Source organism: Methylocella tundrae (assembly GCF_901905185.1).
GTDB lineage: Bacteria > Pseudomonadota > Alphaproteobacteria > Rhizobiales > Beijerinckiaceae > Methylocapsa > Methylocapsa tundrae.
This window is the reverse complement of sequence record NZ_CABFMQ020000078.1, coordinates 36,200-52,890: the sequence shown is the minus strand read 5'-3', so window position 1 is coordinate 52,890 and position 16,691 is coordinate 36,200. Positions and strand designations below refer to the sequence as shown.

General features: G+C 63.1%; 13 protein-coding genes. 7 read left to right on the top strand and 6 right to left on the bottom strand.

What is annotated here, in order from left to right:
• Positions 1 to 80 precede the first annotated feature (80 nt).
• Positions 81 to 797 (bottom strand): peptidoglycan-binding domain-containing protein, encoded by a 717-nt coding sequence (locus MPC4_RS09885; RefSeq protein ID WP_174512372.1) that lies wholly within the window; start codon positions 795 to 797, stop codon positions 81 to 83.
• Entirely contained in the window at positions 790 to 2,622 is a 1,833-nt protein-coding gene (locus tag MPC4_RS09880; protein WP_174512371.1) for a PAS domain-containing sensor histidine kinase, read from the bottom strand. The genes MPC4_RS09885 and MPC4_RS09880 overlap by 8 nt, the downstream gene beginning before the upstream one ends.
• A gap of 274 nt (positions 2,623 to 2,896) precedes the next feature.
• Between MPC4_RS09880 and MPC4_RS09875 the strand changes: the two genes are divergently transcribed.
• Together MPC4_RS09875 and MPC4_RS09870 are read left to right on the top strand one after the other, a co-directional pair.
• The gene (locus tag MPC4_RS09875) at positions 2,897 to 3,190 is read left to right on the top strand and encodes a hypothetical protein (protein ID WP_174512370.1); all 294 of its coding nucleotides are present in this window, start codon (positions 2,897 to 2,899) and stop codon (positions 3,188 to 3,190) included.
• Between the two features lie 86 nt (positions 3,191 to 3,276).
• Entirely contained in the window at positions 3,277 to 3,705 is a 429-nt protein-coding gene (locus MPC4_RS09870; RefSeq protein ID WP_174512369.1) for a SufE family protein, read from the top strand.
• A gap of 209 nt (positions 3,706 to 3,914) precedes the next feature.
• On the opposite strand, the gene MPC4_RS09865 is transcribed toward MPC4_RS09870, so the two are convergent.
• Positions 3,915 to 4,328 carry a Ros/MucR family transcriptional regulator gene (locus MPC4_RS09865; RefSeq protein WP_134491064.1) on the bottom strand — a complete coding sequence of 138 codons (414 nt, stop codon included), beginning with the start codon at positions 4,326 to 4,328 and terminating at the stop codon, positions 3,915 to 3,917.
• Positions 4,329 to 4,831: 503 nt separating this feature from the next.
• On the opposite strand from MPC4_RS09865, the gene MPC4_RS09860 reads away from it, so the two are divergent.
• Positions 4,832 to 6,937 carry a S9 family peptidase gene (locus tag MPC4_RS09860; protein ID WP_174512368.1) on the top strand — a complete coding sequence of 702 codons (2,106 nt, stop codon included), beginning with the start codon at positions 4,832 to 4,834 and terminating at the stop codon, positions 6,935 to 6,937.
• A gap of 19 nt (positions 6,938 to 6,956) precedes the next feature.
• Here the strand turns inward: MPC4_RS09860 and MPC4_RS09855 are convergent, their stop codons facing one another.
• Complete coding sequence (locus MPC4_RS09855) at positions 6,957 to 7,973, bottom strand: hypothetical protein (protein WP_174512367.1); 1,017 nt, start codon at positions 7,971 to 7,973, stop codon at positions 6,957 to 6,959.
• Between the two features lie 322 nt (positions 7,974 to 8,295).
• On the opposite strand from MPC4_RS09855, the gene MPC4_RS09850 reads away from it, so the two are divergent.
• Complete coding sequence (locus MPC4_RS09850) at positions 8,296 to 8,895, top strand: superoxide dismutase (RefSeq protein ID WP_174512366.1); 600 nt, start codon at positions 8,296 to 8,298, stop codon at positions 8,893 to 8,895.
• A gap of 103 nt (positions 8,896 to 8,998) precedes the next feature.
• Here the strand turns inward: MPC4_RS09850 and MPC4_RS09845 are convergent, their stop codons facing one another.
• Positions 8,999 to 9,622, bottom strand: coding sequence for an HPF/RaiA family ribosome-associated protein (locus tag MPC4_RS09845; RefSeq protein ID WP_174512365.1), 624 nt, complete (start codon positions 9,620 to 9,622; stop codon positions 8,999 to 9,001).
• 406 nt (positions 9,623 to 10,028) lie between these two features.
• Between MPC4_RS09845 and lexA the strand changes: the two genes are divergently transcribed.
• Positions 10,029 to 10,748: a transcriptional repressor LexA gene (gene lexA / locus MPC4_RS09840; RefSeq protein WP_174512364.1), complete on the top strand. Its 720-nt coding sequence runs from the start codon at positions 10,029 to 10,031 to the stop codon at positions 10,746 to 10,748.
• A 26-nt stretch (positions 10,749 to 10,774) separates the two neighbouring features.
• Here the strand turns inward: lexA and MPC4_RS09835 are convergent, their stop codons facing one another.
• Positions 10,775 to 13,048, bottom strand: a complete 2,274-nt coding sequence (locus tag MPC4_RS09835; protein WP_174512363.1) for a ComEC/Rec2 family competence protein — start codon at positions 13,046 to 13,048, stop codon at positions 10,775 to 10,777.
• Positions 13,049 to 13,446: 398 nt separating this feature from the next.
• On the opposite strand from MPC4_RS09835, the gene gltX reads away from it, so the two are divergent.
• A complete protein-coding gene (gene gltX, locus MPC4_RS09830; protein ID WP_174512362.1) occupies positions 13,447 to 14,868 on the top strand; it encodes a glutamate--tRNA ligase in 1,422 nt (473 codons plus the stop codon).
• Between the two features lie 458 nt (positions 14,869 to 15,326).
• Entirely contained in the window at positions 15,327 to 16,616 is a 1,290-nt protein-coding gene (gene gltA, locus MPC4_RS09825) for a citrate synthase (protein WP_174512361.1), read from the top strand.
• Positions 16,617 to 16,691 lie beyond the last annotated feature (75 nt).

Below are 16,691 nucleotides of genomic sequence, written 5' to 3'. Positions count from 1 at the left end.
AAAGCGCCAGTCCATCGAGGCGATCATGCTCCGGCACGGTCGCCTCTTTACTTTTTGCCGAAGCGGCGACCCCGTCCAGTCTAATTGATCGGAACGCCCGATTCCGCGCTGAGAAGGCGCGAAATGGCGGGCGTCAGCTCGCCGTGGCTGGCGCGGCCATGATCGCGCTCATAGCGCTCGATCGCCTGCCTGGTCGTTGCGCCCATGACGCCATCGGGCTTCAGCACAAAGCCCAATTTGACCAGGGCTTTTTGGGCCGCGAGCACGGTCTTGGACGGGCCCGCGGCCTGGACCTCGTGTCCGTTGCCGAGCAACAGCTCAGTGATGGCGTCGCGCGGCTTGGTCTCGGCTTCGGCGCCGGCCGGAGCCGGGGCGGACGCTTGATGAGCATGAGGGAGGCTGCTCTTGTCGTCCGTCGGCGTCTTTGCGGACTGGCTGTCATCCGCCTGCGCCGGCGCGAGCTGTTGCGGCCGGGGCGCTGGAATGGGAAGCGTCGCGGGAGCCAGCTCGATTGTGCTTGGCTCTCTTGTCGCGTGAGCGGGCGCGGCGTGACCGAACAAAGGGGCCGGATGGCGCGTCTTCTGCATCGTCAGCGCGTTGATCGCAATACCCCCGAGCGCCGCGACGCAGAGCGCGCTGCCGACAAGCACGAGGGCGCGCCGCGTCTTTACGGACGATTTGCGCGACGAGCCGCGCCGTTTCGAAGACGCCCCCTTGTCGCGCTTTGGCCGCGCCCTCGGCTTTGAAGGTTCGGTCAGGATGTAATCATGATCAGCCGTAGCCAGAGCTTCACGCAATTTTCTTCACCGTGATTTGTTGGAATAGATCGCCCATTTCGTCGCCGCGACGATAGCGCGCGATGGTCTCAATCTTGGCGCATGTCCGCGCCTTATCGGCGGCGGAGCGGCAATCCATCGGCAGGCGCACGAGAACGCATGTGCCTTCGTCTGGCTCGCTCGCCAGGACGATCGATCCGCCATGCAATCCGACAAGCCCGCTGACGATGGAGAGGCCAAGCCCCGTTCCCTCATAAGGCCGGTCGAGCGCGCCCTTCGCCTGGAAGAAAGGATTGCCGAGGCGCGCGAGATCCTGCGCGTCTATGCCAACGCCTGAGTCGGCGACAAGGATGAGCAGCGTATTGCCCTCGGGCTTCGCGCTGATCCACACCTTGCCGTCGTCGGGCGTAAACTTCACCGCGTTGGAGAGAAGATTGATCAGGATCTGTTTGCAGGCGCGCTTGTCGCCGATAACCTCTTCAAGGCCGTCCGGGCACGCCCGCTTGATCTCGATGTTGCGTTCGGCCGCCTTGAGTTTGACCATGTCGCAGCAGATGTCGATCAGAGGGGCAATGGAGAAGTGCGCCGGCGTCAGATCAAAGGAGCCGGACTGTATTTTCGACAGATCGAGAATCGAGTTCACGACGGAGAGAAGATGCTGCCCTGATTGATGAATGATTGCGGCATATTCGCGCTGCTTTGCGCCATCGCGCGGGGTCTGCTCGGCGTCGCCAAGAATTTCCGAAAAGCCGATGATCGCATTCAAGGGCGTTCTGAGTTCATGACTCATATTAGCGAGGAAATGATCTTTCGAGTGATTGGCTTCCACGGCGCGGGCTCTTGCGGCTTCGAGTTCGTCCTCGCGCCATTTCAGTTCGGTGATGTCGCGATAGATCGCGATGGCGCCTCCGCCATTCGCCGCCCCCCGCCCCCCGGGGTCCGCCTCGCAGCGGCGCGCCCGCATGTCGAGCCAGACAAATACCGGCTCCGCGTAATGGCCGCGATCGACGACGCTTGAGCTCCTGAGGCGCAAGGTGGCGTTGACTGTCGCGCCGCCGGCGCTCGCCTCAGCGATCGCTTTCAGAAACGCTGGACGGTCGGCGACGTGAACATGTTCGAAGAAGCCTCGGCTCATCAGTTCGGAGGGAGGCAGCCCGAAGAGGCCTTCGCAGGTGGGGCTGACCGAGGTCGCGGCTCCCGTTCGATCATGCGTGACGACGAGATCGCCAACGGTTTCGGTGAGGATGCTGAAGCGCTCGGCGCGGCGCTGCTCGGCGTGGGAGCGGGCGGCCTGATCCCGCACGAAGGAGAGCGCGACGAGCGTTGCATAGGCGATGGCTGGGAGCAGAAAGAGGGAAGGACGCGCCAGCCCCGAAACGGCGTCGCAGACGCCCAGCGCGTCCGCCGCGGCGACCCCTGCGACGGCGAGCGCCGCGACAAGGCCGCTGGCGCCGATGACCGCCAGATTGAAGGAAAACAGGCTGTCGAGGGGCGCGAGAATGAGCCAGGCGAGGGCGCCCTCGCCCGCGCCGCCGATCGCCGCCGTCAGCCCGGCTGCGATTAGGCCAAAGGTCGACAGCGCCTCCGCCCGCATGAGCCTGCCGGTCGAAGACAGAAGCACGACGGCGGCGAGAGGCAGCGTCAGCCAGGCGAACACAAGCGAATCGACGAGGCCTGGGCCGCCATGCGAGGCGAGATAAAAGGGAGCCGCCGCTACGATCGCGAGCGAAACCGAAAGCCGTCGCAAGATGAAATTCTCATGGCGCGCCCGCTCGTCCGGGGAGGATAGGGCGCCAGGGTGGATGAGGCTGGCGATCCGGCCTTCAAGACTGAGGGGGTAGCCCAAGTTTCGCTCCGCACATGCCGCTTCCTGCCGCGGCGGTTCGAGCGCCACGCTGCCATCGGCGTCTTAAGTTCGCCCTAAATTGCTGCGGCGCGTCTGCATCAAAAGCGGGAAAAAGCCGGGATTAGCCGGCGCGGATCCGCCAAATTCTGTCTATGGTGTAGAAATCCTTGCTATTTTTGATCTTGCGCCATCCCGGCGAGATCCTGCCCGCGGCTTTGTCCGGATTTTAATAAACATCCCCTAACGGCTTGATCTCCAGCAAGGAGATCGATCGATGTGGTTTCTCATCCGCGCCGTGTTCTGGCTCTCGATCGTGTTCGCCCTGATGCCCTGGCCGGAAGGCGCCGGCCTGCATCCCTCCGCCGCGATCTGGACGGGCGCGCGCAACGCCATCGGCGCGGCGGTCGGGCAGGTCCGGACCAAGAGCCAGCAGCTTTGCAGGGATGCGCCCATCGCCTGCCTTGAAGCGGCGGCCAAACTCACTCAACTCACTGCGGACAAGCGGCCGGACGAAGCAAGGCCTAAGGCCGAGGTCAAGACGGTCCCGGCGGGCGGCCCCCCACGGTGAGCCGGGTCCATCGCGCATTTTTCGGTGGCCCCCCGAGCGCCATCCCCATATAGAGAAGGATCATCCATTCAGCCGCCCGGACCGCCATGAGCCTCGACGAAATCCTTGAGAACTTCACCTATCTTGATGATTGGGATGATCGCTATCGCTATCTGATCGAGCTCGGACGGACGCTGGAGCCGCTCGACGAAGCAGCTCACAATGACGTGAACAAGGTGCGCGGTTGCGCCAGCCAGGTCTGGCTTGAGACGAGCGTTTCGCGGGATCCTTCGGAAAGACCCGTCCTGAGGTTCAAGGGCGACAGCGACGCGCACATCGTGCGCGGCCTCGTTGCTCTCGTGCTCGCGATCTATTCAGGCCACACGGCGGATAAGATCTTGGCGACGGACGCGCAGGAGCTGTTCCAATCGCTCGGCCTTTCCGGCCATTTGACGCCGCAGCGCAGCAACGGCGTGCGCTCCATGATTGAGCGCATCAAAACCGATGCGCGCATGGCGGCGGCTCACGTCTCTTGAGAAGCGCCTGAAGCTGCACGAAACACTGGCTTATCGCGGCGCCGGGCGAGGTTGCCCAGCCGACTCTTGCGCGAGTTGCCGGCCGGCATAGGCGACGTCAGCGAACCCGGCCAAAGGCGGACGCGCCTGCGCGCAGGCGCCGCGGCCGGAGATGACGCAGAGGTTGAGACGGCCCGACGATAGTCAAGGCCGCCTGCATCCAGCGGCGTTCAGGCGCGCCGGCGCTGCTGCCCGAGGCCCATCTGCTTGGCGAGATTCGAGCGGGCCTTGGCGTAATTCGGCGCAACCATTGGATAATCGGGCGCAAGACCCCATTTCTCGCGATACTCGTCCGGAGACATATTGTATTGGGTGCGCAGGTGCCGCTTCAATGACTTGAATTTCCGGCCGTCTTCCAAACACACGAGAAAATCGTTGGTGACGGACTTCTTCGCCGGAACCGCGGGCTTTGGCGTCTCGACCGTGGGCACCACGGCGCCGGAAGTGACGCGCAGCAAGGCCGAATGAACTTCACTTATGAGTGAAGGAAGATCGCTCGCAGGCACTGAATTGTTGCTGACATAGGCAGACACAATGTCCGCGGCCAATTCTATATAACTGTTCGAACCTGACGTATCGCTCATGACGATCAATATCCCGAGTAGAAGGCGTCGCCGCTGGAACATGGCCTAAATAGGGGCGCCGCAATTTTCGCAAATGGCGACAGAACCATGTCACACAGAAGTTCTTTTAATCGACCGCCTCGAATCGACTCTTTGAAACATGTTTCTTTTCTAGAACTGAAACACGGTATCCGCAAGTAGCTACCAGCAGACTTTATTGCTAACAAGCAAAAAAAGCGGAAGACGCGTGCGCTTCGATCAAATCAAGGTAGAGGTGAAAGAAGCGGCGCCCAAGGTTGATGTTGGTAGGGCGACCGGCATTCGCGTCGGAATAACCACGGTGGAAGGCGAGGCCCGGTAACCCTGACCCGGCTTGCTCATAGAGAACTAAATAAATATCTTGCGCTAACAGACGCGACTGTCAAAGCGCGGCCAAAAAATCGGGTTGTGAAGGGCCCAAGCAATATTTGCGGCGGCCTCAAGACCGAAACGTCACCCCCGAGCAGAGCAAGGAATGCCGCCCAGTGGCCAACCGACTTCCAGAGCCGCCGCCTCCCATCCAGAAAGAATTTGAGACGAAAACGGTGCATGGCGTCGCCATCGCAGACGAATATGCGTGGCTCAAGGCCGCCAATTGGCAGGAGGTTCTGCGCGACCCGGCCGCCCTTCCCGCAGCCATCCGGACCGTCATCGACGCCGAGAATGATTTCGCCGCCAGGGCGCTCGAGACGCAAGAGCCCTTGCGCCAGGCTCTGGTTAAGGAGATGCGCGGGCGCATCAAGGAGGACGACGCCGAAGTTCCGCTGCGCGACGGCCGCTTTCTCTACTATCTCCGCTACAATGAGGGCGGCCAGCACCCGATTTTTTGCCGCTCCGAAGAAGATGGCGCCGCAGCGGCGACCCTTCTCGATGGCGACGCCGAAGGCGCGGGCAAGATTTTCTTCGACATCGCCGAAGCGCGCCATTCCCCCGATCATCGCAAATTCGCCTGGAGCGCCGACGAGAATGGTTCCGAGCTTCACGCCATCCGTGTGCGCGATCTCGATCAGGGCCGGGATGGCGCGGACATCGTGAAGGACACCGATGGAAGCCTCGTCTGGACCGCCGATTCCGGCAGCTTCTACTATGTGCGCGTCGATGAGCATCACCGCCCGGCGGCCGTGTTCCGGCATCGGCTTGGCGAAGACCCCTCGACCGACGCGCTGATTTTCGAGGAGCGCGATCCGCGCTGGTTCATCCACGTAAGGCGCAGTCAATCCGGCGCCTTCGGCATCATCAGCGTCAGCGACCATGACGCGTCGGAGTGTCACCTCCTCGACCTTCATGATCCCGCCGCGCGGCCGCGTCTGATTGAGCCGCGCGCGCCAGGCCTTCGCTATGAGGTCGAGCATTGCGGCGATCAGCTCCATATCCGCGCCAACGCCGACGGCGCCGAGGATTTCAAGATCGTCGTCGCTCCGCTGGCGACGCCCGCGAAGGCGTTTTGGGCCGACGAGATCGGCCATAAGCCCGGCCGGATGATCATCGCCCTGTCCGTGTTCCCGGAGTATCTCGTTCGGCTCGAGCGCGAGGAGGGACTGCCGCGCATCGTCATCAGATGTTTCGAAAGCGGAGAGGAACACGCCGTCGCTTTCGCGGAAGAGGCCTATTCGCTCTCGATCAATGAACGTCTCGAATTTGATACGCGCCTGCTGCGCTTCACCTATTCTTCGATGACGACGCCGCGCGAGACTTACGACTACGATCTTGCGACGGGCGCGCGCGTCCTGCGCAAGCGCCAGACGATTCCCTCCGGCCACGACCCCGCCGCTTACGTCACCCGGCGGCTTTTCGCTCCCGCCGCGGACGGCGAGCTTGTGCCGGTTTCGATCCTTTATCGCCGCGACCTCCCTCTCGAGGGTTCGGCGCCTGTGCTGCTCTATGGCTACGGCGCCTATGGCCATCCGACGCCGGCCTCGTTCAGCGCGACGCGCCTCTCACTCGTCGATCGCGGCTTCATTTATGCGATCGCCCATGTTCGCGGCGGCACGGAGAAGGGCTGGCGCTGGTATGTCGGCGGCAAGCTCGCCAACAAGCCGCACAGCTTTTCGGACTTTGTCGCCGCCGCGCGCCATCTGATCGCCACGGGCCTGACGAAGGAAGGGCGCATCGTCATCCAGGGCGGCAGCGCCGGCGGCATGCTGATGGGCGCCGCGGTGAACCTCGCTCCGGACCTTTTCGCCGGCGTCATCGCCGATGTGCCGTTTGTGGACGTGCTCAACACCATGCTCGACGCCGAACTGCCGCTGACGCCGCCGGAATGGCTCGAATGGGGCAATCCGATCACGGACGCCGAGGCTTTCGCGGCGATCCGATCCTATTCGCCTTACGACAACATAGTTGAGAGACGCTACCCGCCGATTCTTGCCCTCGGCGGCCTGACCGACCCGCGCGTCACCTATTGGGAGCCGCTGAAATGGACGGCGCGGCTTCGCGCCACCATGACCGGCGGCGGCCCGATTCTCTGCAAGATCAACACGGGCGCGGGACATGGCGGCGCGCCGGGCCGCTTCGATCGGCTCCAGGACGCGGCGCTGCAATATGCTTTTGCGCTCGCCTGCGTCGAGGGCGCTTTTGGGGCCCCGGCATGACCGCTCGAAGGCGCGCGGGTTACTCCCCCCGCGCCTGGGAATCCATGAAGACCTTGAGTTCAGCCATCGAGGTGAAATGAAAGGCGCCGCGCTCGGAACGCGCCTCGATCGATCCATCCGCGAACATCACATAGGTCGTGCCTTCGGATTCATAACGCCCGATGACGGCGCGCCTCTCTTGCGCCGGATCGGAGCGGGTTTCGGCCGCGCTCTCGGCGGGAGAGGCGGGCGGGTGAGGCGTGGCCGGATTTAACGCCGCCTCCGCTTCGCGCCGGCCCCTTTCCAGGGCGAGAGACGAATTGTCTTCGCTTCCCGTTTCAGCTTCGGACCGCGCCGCCGGCGCCTGCGCGGCGTCGAAAGGCTGCGGGATTTCCTTCAAGCCGAGCGCGCGCGGCAGACCAAACGAGAGCGGCGGCGCTCGCCGCCTCTGAACCTGCTCGACTGGCGGCTCGGCCTGCTGCGCCGGAGCCGCGTACGACGGCTCCGCGCGAGCCTGCGATCTGCCGGCAAACGCATCGCCTTCTTCGTGGCGAGACGTCTGCGGCTTGCTTTTGATCGTCTCCGCGACGACACGGCGGATGTCTTCGATCGAGGCCTGGGCGACAGGCGAGGCCGCCGCCTCGACACGTTGATTCGGGACGGAGGGCGTGGGGCCGGGCTCCGGCGGCGGAATCTCGGGCTCGGCGCCAATCCCGGCCAAGGAGGCGAACGCTGCGTCCTGCAACGCCGCCTCTTGCCAGGGAGCGACTGAGGCTTGCGCGCCGGCTGCCTCGGTAACGCGCAGTTCGGCCTGCCACGGCGCCTCCGCCGCCTTTGCGCGCGCATCGCGCTCGGCCTTGAGAAACGCGCGCAGTCTCGCGAGGCTGTGCAAAATGGTCGCGAGCGCCATCGTCACGATGCCGCCGGACAGGGCCGCCGCGCCGGCAATGACGCTCGACCAGCCGCGCTCGACATTAATGATGCCATAGCCGAAGGAAATCGAGGCGGCGCCGCAGACGGCAAGCAAAAGTCCGAGGCCGAAAATCAGGTAACTCATCTTGTTCTATCCACGCGGCCTCTTGCGGATCAGAGCATTGGCGAACGAAATGCGCCGCAAATCCGACAGGCTGAGAAATTAGCCGCAAAACATCCGCGCGCAAAGCTTGGAAAAAATTTGCCTGACGGACGACGGCGGCCGGCTTTCCCATTCTCGAAGGCGCGCGAACGAACCGCGAGCCGAATGCATTGAACGAACGCGCCGGAACCTCGTCCAATGCGCCGCTAGAAGGTTGCTGCGCAGCTTCGCGCCGTCTACTTAACACCATGCGGCCGCGGGAGGCTGCCCTTCCGGGCTGCATTTTCTCATCAGGAGATCCAAGATGTCGTTCACCCTGCCTGAGCTTCCCTACGCCTATGAGGCGCTCCAGCCCTATATGTCCAAAGAGACGCTGGAATATCACCACGACAAGCATCACGCGGCCTACGTGACCAACGCCAACAATCTCATCAAGGACAGCGGCCTCGATGGCAAGTCGCTGGAAGACGTCGTCAAGGACTCATTCGGCAAGAACGTTCCTTTGTTCAACAATGCGGCGCAACACTACAACCATCTTCATTTCTGGAACTGGTTGAAGCCAAATGGCGGCGGCGCTATTCCCGGCAAGATCGAAAAAGCCATTATCGACAGCCTCGGGTCGGTCGCGAAAGCAAAGGAAGACTTCATCCAGGCCGGCGTCACGCAGTTCGGCTCGGGCTGGGCCTGGCTCTCCGTTAAGGACGGCAAGATCATCGTGAGCAAGACGCCGAACGGCGAAAATCCGCTGATTCATGGCGCCGCTCCGATCCTTGGCGTCGATGTGTGGGAACATTCCTACTACATCGATTATCGCAATCGCCGGCCGGATTACCTCAAGGCGTTCGTCGATAATCTCATCAACTGGGAATATGTCGAGCAACTCTACGAAAAGGCGATCGCCTGAGCGCAGGCGAGACCGCCACGCCGTTTCGCGGCGACGCTCACTAAAAAAACCGGGGCCGCGACATGCGCGGCCCCGCTCGAATCCGCATCCTGCACGCAAATGGTCAGGCGCCGGTCACGATCGGCTCAAGCGCGCCCGCCGGTCGCGCCGCTTTGTCGCGTCCCGTCTCGCGCTGCTCCAACACATAGACGGCGCTGGCCTGGGGGCCCATCACCCCTTCCGCAGCGGCGCGCGTGAAATGCACCATGGCGCCGATCTTCAGATTGTCGAAGCTTCCCCGCAGCACGCAGCTGCGGGAGAAGTAAAGATCCGGGCCGCCTTTCACCTCCACGAAGCCATGGTCCTGCTCGGGAAACAGACGCACCACGACGCCCGACTCGATGCCGTTCTCGTGCCGCTTCACATTTCCCTTGATGATCTCGGCAAGCTGCTCAAGCTGGCGCTGAACAGCATCGAAAACGCGATGGACGAGTGTGTTCTGCTGGCCTTTCCGCTTCGCTTCCGACTTTGCGACGATCAACGGCCGGCCGGGCACCTCGACTTCGACGCAGAGGGCGAGCGGCGCCACCGTATTCCTCGGTCCGCGATGAGACGCGCCCGCGACCACGCGGCACCCGATGATGTGCGCGTAAATATGTTCGAGCCGTTGCACTCTCTCCTCGATGAGCTTCGCGAGGGCCTCGGAGTGCTGTATGTCGCGGAATACGATCTGCAGCGGTCGATCCATGCGTGGTCTCCTCTCGTAAGAGGCCGGAACCGCTCGGCGAAGAAGAGACGCCGTGCGCCGGCCGTTTACATCAACGTATGGCAAAGCTGAAAGTTCCGTGAACGATCCGTCGTGCCCGGCGCGCAAAAAAAGCGCCGAGGTCTCGCATCTGGCGCCTTGCGGAACGCAGCGCGAACAGATATGGTCTGTTCACTCTTTGTGCGAGTTTACTGGCCGCCCATGATCCGCGATCCATCGGTTTTGCGCTTCGCTATCGCCCTGCGCCCTGTTTTATCCCTGGCCTTGCGGCAGCGGCCACGCTTAACCTTTGAACACAGAGTCGGAGCTTGCCGCGGAAGCGCCAGCTAAAGCGCGCCCGCGCCGCCGCGGCGGGGCGCGCAGATCGTTTACGAGAAAGTCAGAGCCGATGTTGACGAAAAAGCAAAGCGAGCTGTTGCGCTTCATCCATGAGCGGCTCAAGGAGACGGGCGTGCCCCCCTCTTTCGACGAGATGAAGGACGCGCTCGACCTGCGGTCGAAGTCGGGAATTCATCGTCTGATCATCGCGCTTGAGGAGCGTGGCTTCATCCGGCGCCTGCCCAACCGGGCGCGCGCGCTGGAGGTATTGCGCATGCCCGATTCTTCGACGCCGCCGGAGCTCAACCGGAACAAGAAATTCGAGCCGAGCGTCATCGAAGGCAATCTTGGGCGGGTGCGCTCCTTGCCTGCGAGCCCGAGCCGGGAAGAAGACGACGGCCCGCGGGGGACCGTCGCCATCCCGGTCATGGGGCGAATCGCCGCGGGCACGCCGATTACGGCCCTGCAGAACCGCAGCCACACCATCAGCCTGCCGCCGGAGATGCTGCCGCAAGGCGAACATTACGCCCTTGAAGTGCGCGGCGACTCCATGATCGAGGCCGGAATATTCGACGCCGACACGGTAGTGATCCGCAAGCAGGACACGGCGGAAACGGGCGACATTGTCGTCGCGCTGATCGACGACGAGGAGGCGACCCTGAAGCGGCTGCGCCGGCGCGGCGCCTCGATCGCGCTCGAAGCCGCAAATCCCGCCTATGAGACGCGCATTTTTGGACCGGACCGCGTGCGCATTCAAGGCAAGCTCGTCAGCCTCATTCGCCGTTATTAAAGCGTGATGGTTGGCTGCTTGCGCGTCTACTCAAGCGGCGAGGCGTCGCCGTCTTCGTCCTCGACGCTGCCCGGCGCCTCGCCAGCGGCCCGCGCGACGCTGGAAGGGTCAAGATCGGAGGACGCGGCCCGCGTTGGCCGCGACGCTGCGAACGGACGCGAGCTTGGCCCCCATTTTCGCCTCGGCGCGGGAGACCACGGGCGGTCCTCGTCCGGCGTCCGGGCCGCGCGCCTTGCGACGCCGGACGCCGTAAACAACAAGGTTATGGCGCCAGTTTCTTTCAGCTCATCCCGATCGATGACAAGGCCCGCGGCGCAGCCCGCCGGCGCAAAAAGCGGCGTCACGATGATGTCGGCGCGGCCGCAATCTTCGGCGAACGCCGCTTTGTCGAACACCAGCGACAGGGAACGGCCATCCGCGAGATATCCAACGCAGCCAACCTTGTCGCAGGCGTCTTTTTTCACCGCCTCGCGCGCGGGGCGACCGTCGGCGTCGGCGCGAAGCCACTGCTCCGAAGCAAAAAGGCTCGGGCGCGACGCGATGACCGCGAGCCGGCCATCCTGCCCGCGAAACGCTGCGGCTTCGCCGTTCGGGGCGACCGCCATGTCGAACGAGGGTCCGCAGAGCGCGCCCCACACGCCGATAACGGCGAGCGGCAAAGCCATCGCGCGAAAAACGGCGGTCCGCCACAGCACGGAACAGAGCATTGCGAGGGTCAGGAAGATGATGGACCAGGGCGCGAAGGCGGGCAGATGGAGGGTCGCCCCCGGCAGCCTTCCGATTTCCGCCGCCGCCCACATGATGCCGTCGATGCCAAGCCCGACATATCGCCAGACCCATGCGTCAAGTCCGAGCGGATAGAGCAATGTTCCGATAAGCGCCCCGGGCACTGCGAACACCTCGATCACGGTCAGGGTCAGCGGATTGCCGATCAGCACATAGGGGCTGAGTTCGTGAAAATTATAGGCCATGAAAGAGGCCGTCGCGGCGGTGGCGCAAAAGGTCGCGAACAAAAGACCTCCGGGGCCACGCGCCAGCAGATTTTTGCAGGCGCGCCAGAAGAGCCGTAGGCGCTCGCCTTCGACGGCGCGAGCGCGCAGAATCAGCCCATCTTCGCGATCGGCGGCGGCGGCGGCCATACGCGCCTCATAGACCGCGACCAGCGCGGCGACCGCGGCGAAAGATAGCTGAAAGCTCGCGCCCATGATCGATTCCGGCTCGGTCAGAATGACGATCAGCGCGGCGAAGGCAAGGTTTCGCATGGTCAAGGCCTGACGGTCGAGAAGCACCGCGCCGAGCATGATCAACGTCATGAACAATGCGCGCTCGGTCCCGACCCGGGACCCCGTCGCGACGTCGTAAAAAACCGCGCCAGCCATAGCGAGGGCCGCCGACCATTTCTTGATCGGATAGCGCAGGGCCAGCGTCGGGCTTAAAGCCAGAAGCCGGCGAAAACCGACGAAAAAAATAGCGGCGACCAGCGTCATCTGGACGCCGGAAATCGTGATGATGTGAAAAATGCCGGCCTCGCGGATGACGTCCTTGGCCGCATCGGACAAAAGATCGCGCTTGCCGGTTACCATGGCGGCGGCGATTGCTCCGGCGTCGCCGCCGACAATCTGGTCGATGCGGCGGGCCAGCGCGTTGCGCCCGCGATCGAGCGCCATCATCGTTCGCAGCGCCAAACCGGGCGGCGCGGGCGGCGCGGCGGTTTCGATGCGGCCTAACGCATTGCCGACGCCCCCGATGCGGGCAAACCAAGCGTCCTTGGCGAAATCATAGCCCCCCGGAAGACTGGCGTGGGCCGGTGGAAGCAGCCGCGCCTTGAGCCTGACATAGGCGCCCGCCTCAAAGGGCGGCGCGCGGTGTATTGAAAGCCGGACGCGGTAAGGCGTCGCCGCGGCGGCGAGCCCCTCGATCGCATGCACCCGCAGGACGAAACGCGCGCCGGCGCGGCGGAAATCCATTTGTTCGATAAAACCCTCGACAACGCCAATCGTCGTCCGATCGATAATCGGGGCGGCGACGCGCGCCGAGCGCCAGGCTGCCGAAAGATCGCCCGCGAAAAAGGCGCAGAGGCCGCAGAGCAGGAAAAAGGCGAGACGCCGCCCGCGCGCCAAAAACGCAAGGCCTGCGAAAGCGGCCGTGAGCGGGACGAGCAGCCACAAGGAAGGTTCGCGATCGGCCGCCATGTAGCTGACGACGCCGGCGCCAGCCGCCGCCGGCAGCCAGAGAAACACGCGGCGAAGCGCGACCTCGGTCTCGAACGCATCGACAAGGATCCGGCGGAGCTGCGACATGGCGCCGCCGAGCCCGGCCGAGATTCGGCCCGCTCCGCGCGAACTTCCATCGGCTATGGCTGTTTCCGCTGGTCTCGACAATAGCGCCGCCGGTCATACATTCAGGGTGAGCCAGCCGCGGCGCCGCATCGGCGGCCCGACGGGCGGGGCCCTTCGCCCAATCGCTTTGCCGATCAGCGGCATATGCCTCTATTTTTTCGGCGGTTCTATGTTACACGAGCCGCAGCGGCGCGTAAGGCCCGGCGTCGAAGCGCCGAAGATTTTATCGCCGCGAGCGCGAGCGCTCCCGCTTGGATCGATCATGCTCCTGATATGCTTGTTTTTAACGCGGGATCTTTTTGGCAGAGCGAGCCGCTTTTCCACGAAGAGACCGTAGGCCATTAGTGGAAATCTGCCTTATGTCCGATGCGGTCGTCACTCGTTTTGCGCCCTCCCCCACGGGGTTTCTTCACATCGGAGGGGCTCGCACGGCGCTATTCAACTGGCTCTATGCGCGCCACTTCGGCGGCAAGATGCTGCTGCGCATCGAGGACACCGATCGCGAGCGCTCGACCGAGGCGGCGATCAGAGCCATTATCGACGGGCTGAAATGGCTCGGCCTCGACTGGGACGGCGAGGTCATCTACCAGTTCCAGCGCGCGGCCCGGCACCGCGAGGTCGTCGAAAACCTGATCGCCTCCGGCGATGCTTATTATTGCTATGCGACGCCGAAGGAGCTCGACGAAATGCGCGAGAAGGCGCGCGCCGAGGGACGCCCGCCGCGTTATGACGGGCGCTGGCGCGATCGGGCCGCCTTTGAGGCGCCGGGCGACGTCAAGCCCGTGGTGCGGCTCAAGGCCCCGCTCGATGGCGAAACCATTATCGAGGACAAGGTTCAGGGCCGCGTCAGCTGGGCCAACAAGGATCTCGACGATCTCGTCCTTTTGCGCTCCGACGGCACGCCGACCTATATGCTCGCCGTCGTGGTCGACGATCACGACATGGGGGTCACGCAGATCATTCGCGGCGACGATCACCTGACCAATGCGGCGCGGCAGATGCAGATCTACGCCGCCCTCGGCTGGAGCGCGCCCGCCATGGCGCATATTCCGCTGATCCACGGCGCCGACGGCGCCAAATTGTCGAAGCGGCACGGCGCTCTCGGCGTCGACGCCTATCGCGCGCTCGGCTTTCTGCCGGCAGCCGTGCGCAATTATCTCGTTCGTCTCGGATGGAGCCAGGGCGACAAGGAGTTCTTTTCGACGCAGGAGATGATTGACGCTTTCGATCTCGCTCACGTTGGCCGCTCGCCCGCCCGCTTTGATTTCGCAAAGCTCGAAAATATGAACGGCCACTATATCCGCGCGACCCCCAATGAGGCTCTCGCCCGCGAACTTGAAGAAACGTTGCCCTATCTGCCGGGCGGTGCCGAGCGCAAGCATCAGCTTGACGCTGCGATGCAAGAAAAATTGCTGGCCGCCATGCCCGGACTGAAGGAACGCGCCAAGACCCTGATCGAGCTTCTCGACGGCGCGGCGTTTTTGTTCGCCCGCCGGCCGCTGCCCATTGACGCCAAGGCCGAGGAGATTCTCGCTAACGGAGGCCGCGCCCACATCGCCAATCTGCTGCCCTTGTTCGCCGCGCTGGAAGAGTGGTCGGCCGCGGGGGCTGAAGCCGTCGTGCGCGACTATGCCGAAAGCGCCAGGGTCAAACTCGGCCAGGTGGCGCAGCCATTGCGCGCGGCGTTGACTGGCCGCTCAACATCGCCTGGCATCTTCGACGTCCTCGCCGTGCTCGGGCGTGACGAAAGCCTCGGCCGCCTGCGAGACCAGGCCGGCTGACGAGGCGCGCGGCCCTGTGGCGCGGATTGGATTGTTTTTTGCTTCACAGGGCGACCAAGGCCGGGAATGTCATCGTCTGTAGGTTATTGACGTATAAATGTGCATATCGCCTATCCGCGCGGCGCTGGCTCGACTTGTTGGCGCCCCGACACTGCCGGTTCGTTCTCAAGCGATGAAATATCCGCCTGCGAATTTGCAGGTATATCTCGCGTTAGCACAGGCATTATGCATAGCTGAACAATATTGAATTCGCAGATCTACAATAATGGAGACAAATGCACGCGATAGACTTGGTGAAATGAGCGGCGCGAGCGGGCGCCGCTTGAACCCAAGCTTCTCATGGGCTAAGACCATCGCATCGCATTATTAGTCATTGCGTTGGAGTTCTCACATCCAAGAAAAGCGCCCGGATGATGAATTCGGCGCCCCCCGCCACCCTTTGGTAAAAGGCAGCCTTCATGAGCACGACGACTGGGTCTTTTAGTATCGGTGAAACTACAGTCGAAATGCCGGTCAAAACTGGATCGATTGGCCCCGCAGTCGTAGACATTGGAAAGCTCTACGCCAAGACCGGGATGTTCACATACGATCCCGGCTTCACATCGACGGCGAGTTGCGAGTCCGAAATCACCTATATCGACGGCGACGAGGGCGTGCTGCTGTATCGCGGTTATCCGATCGCCCAGATTGCCGAACACGGCGACTATCTCGAAACCTGCTACCTTTTGCTCTACGGCGAATTGCCAACCCCGACGCAAAAGCGCGATTTCGACTATCGGATCACGCGCCACACGATGATCCATGAGCAGATGGCCCGCTTCTTCCAGGGCTTCCGGCGCGACGCGCATCCGATGGCCGTGATGGTCGCGAGCGTTGGCGCATTGTCGGCCTTCTATCACGATTCGACCGACATTTCGGACCCGCGTCAGCGCATGGTCGCCTCAATGCGGCTCATCGCAAAAATGCCGACGCTGGCGGCCATGGCGTTTAAATACGCGATCGGCCAGCCGTTCGTTTATCCGAAGAACGAACTTGATTACGCATCGAATTTCCTGCGCATGTGCTTCGCGGTCCCGACCGAGGAATATAAGGTCAGGCCGACCCTCGCACGCGCGCTCGACCGCATCTTCATTCTCCATGCCGATCACGAGCAGAACGCGTCCACCTCGACGGTGCGCCTCGCCGGATCCTCGGGCGCCAATCCGTTCGCCTGTATCGCCGCGGGCGTCGCCTGCCTCTGGGGGCCCGCGCATGGAGGCGCCAATGAGGCGGCGCTGAAGATGCTGACGGAAATCGGAACCGTCGAAAATATTCCAAAATTCATCGCGCGCGCCAAGGACAAGAATGACCCGTTCAGGCTGATGGGCTTTGGCCATCGCGTCTATAAGAATTATGATCCTCGCGCGAAGATCATGCAGCAGACCTGCCACGAAGTGCTGAACGAACTCGGCGTCAAGAACGATCCGCTTCTGGCGGTTGCGATGGAACTCGAGCGCATCGCTCTCCACGACGAATACTTCATCGAGAAAAAGCTTTATCCGAACATCGATTTCTATTCCGGCATCACGCTTAAGGCGATGGGATTCCCTGTTTCCATGTTCACCGTGCTCTTCGCTGTCGCGCGCACCTCCGGCTGGATCGCGCAATGGAAGGAAATGATCGAAGATCCGGGCCAGAAGATCGGCCGCCCGCGTCAGCTCTATACGGGCGCGCCGCAGCGCGACTATGTGGCGTCCGATAAACGCTAAACGCTTGACGAGACAAGATGTCGCGGGAGGCGGCGCCGGCGCCGCCTCCCGTCGCACGCGTTTGAGCCGGGCGTC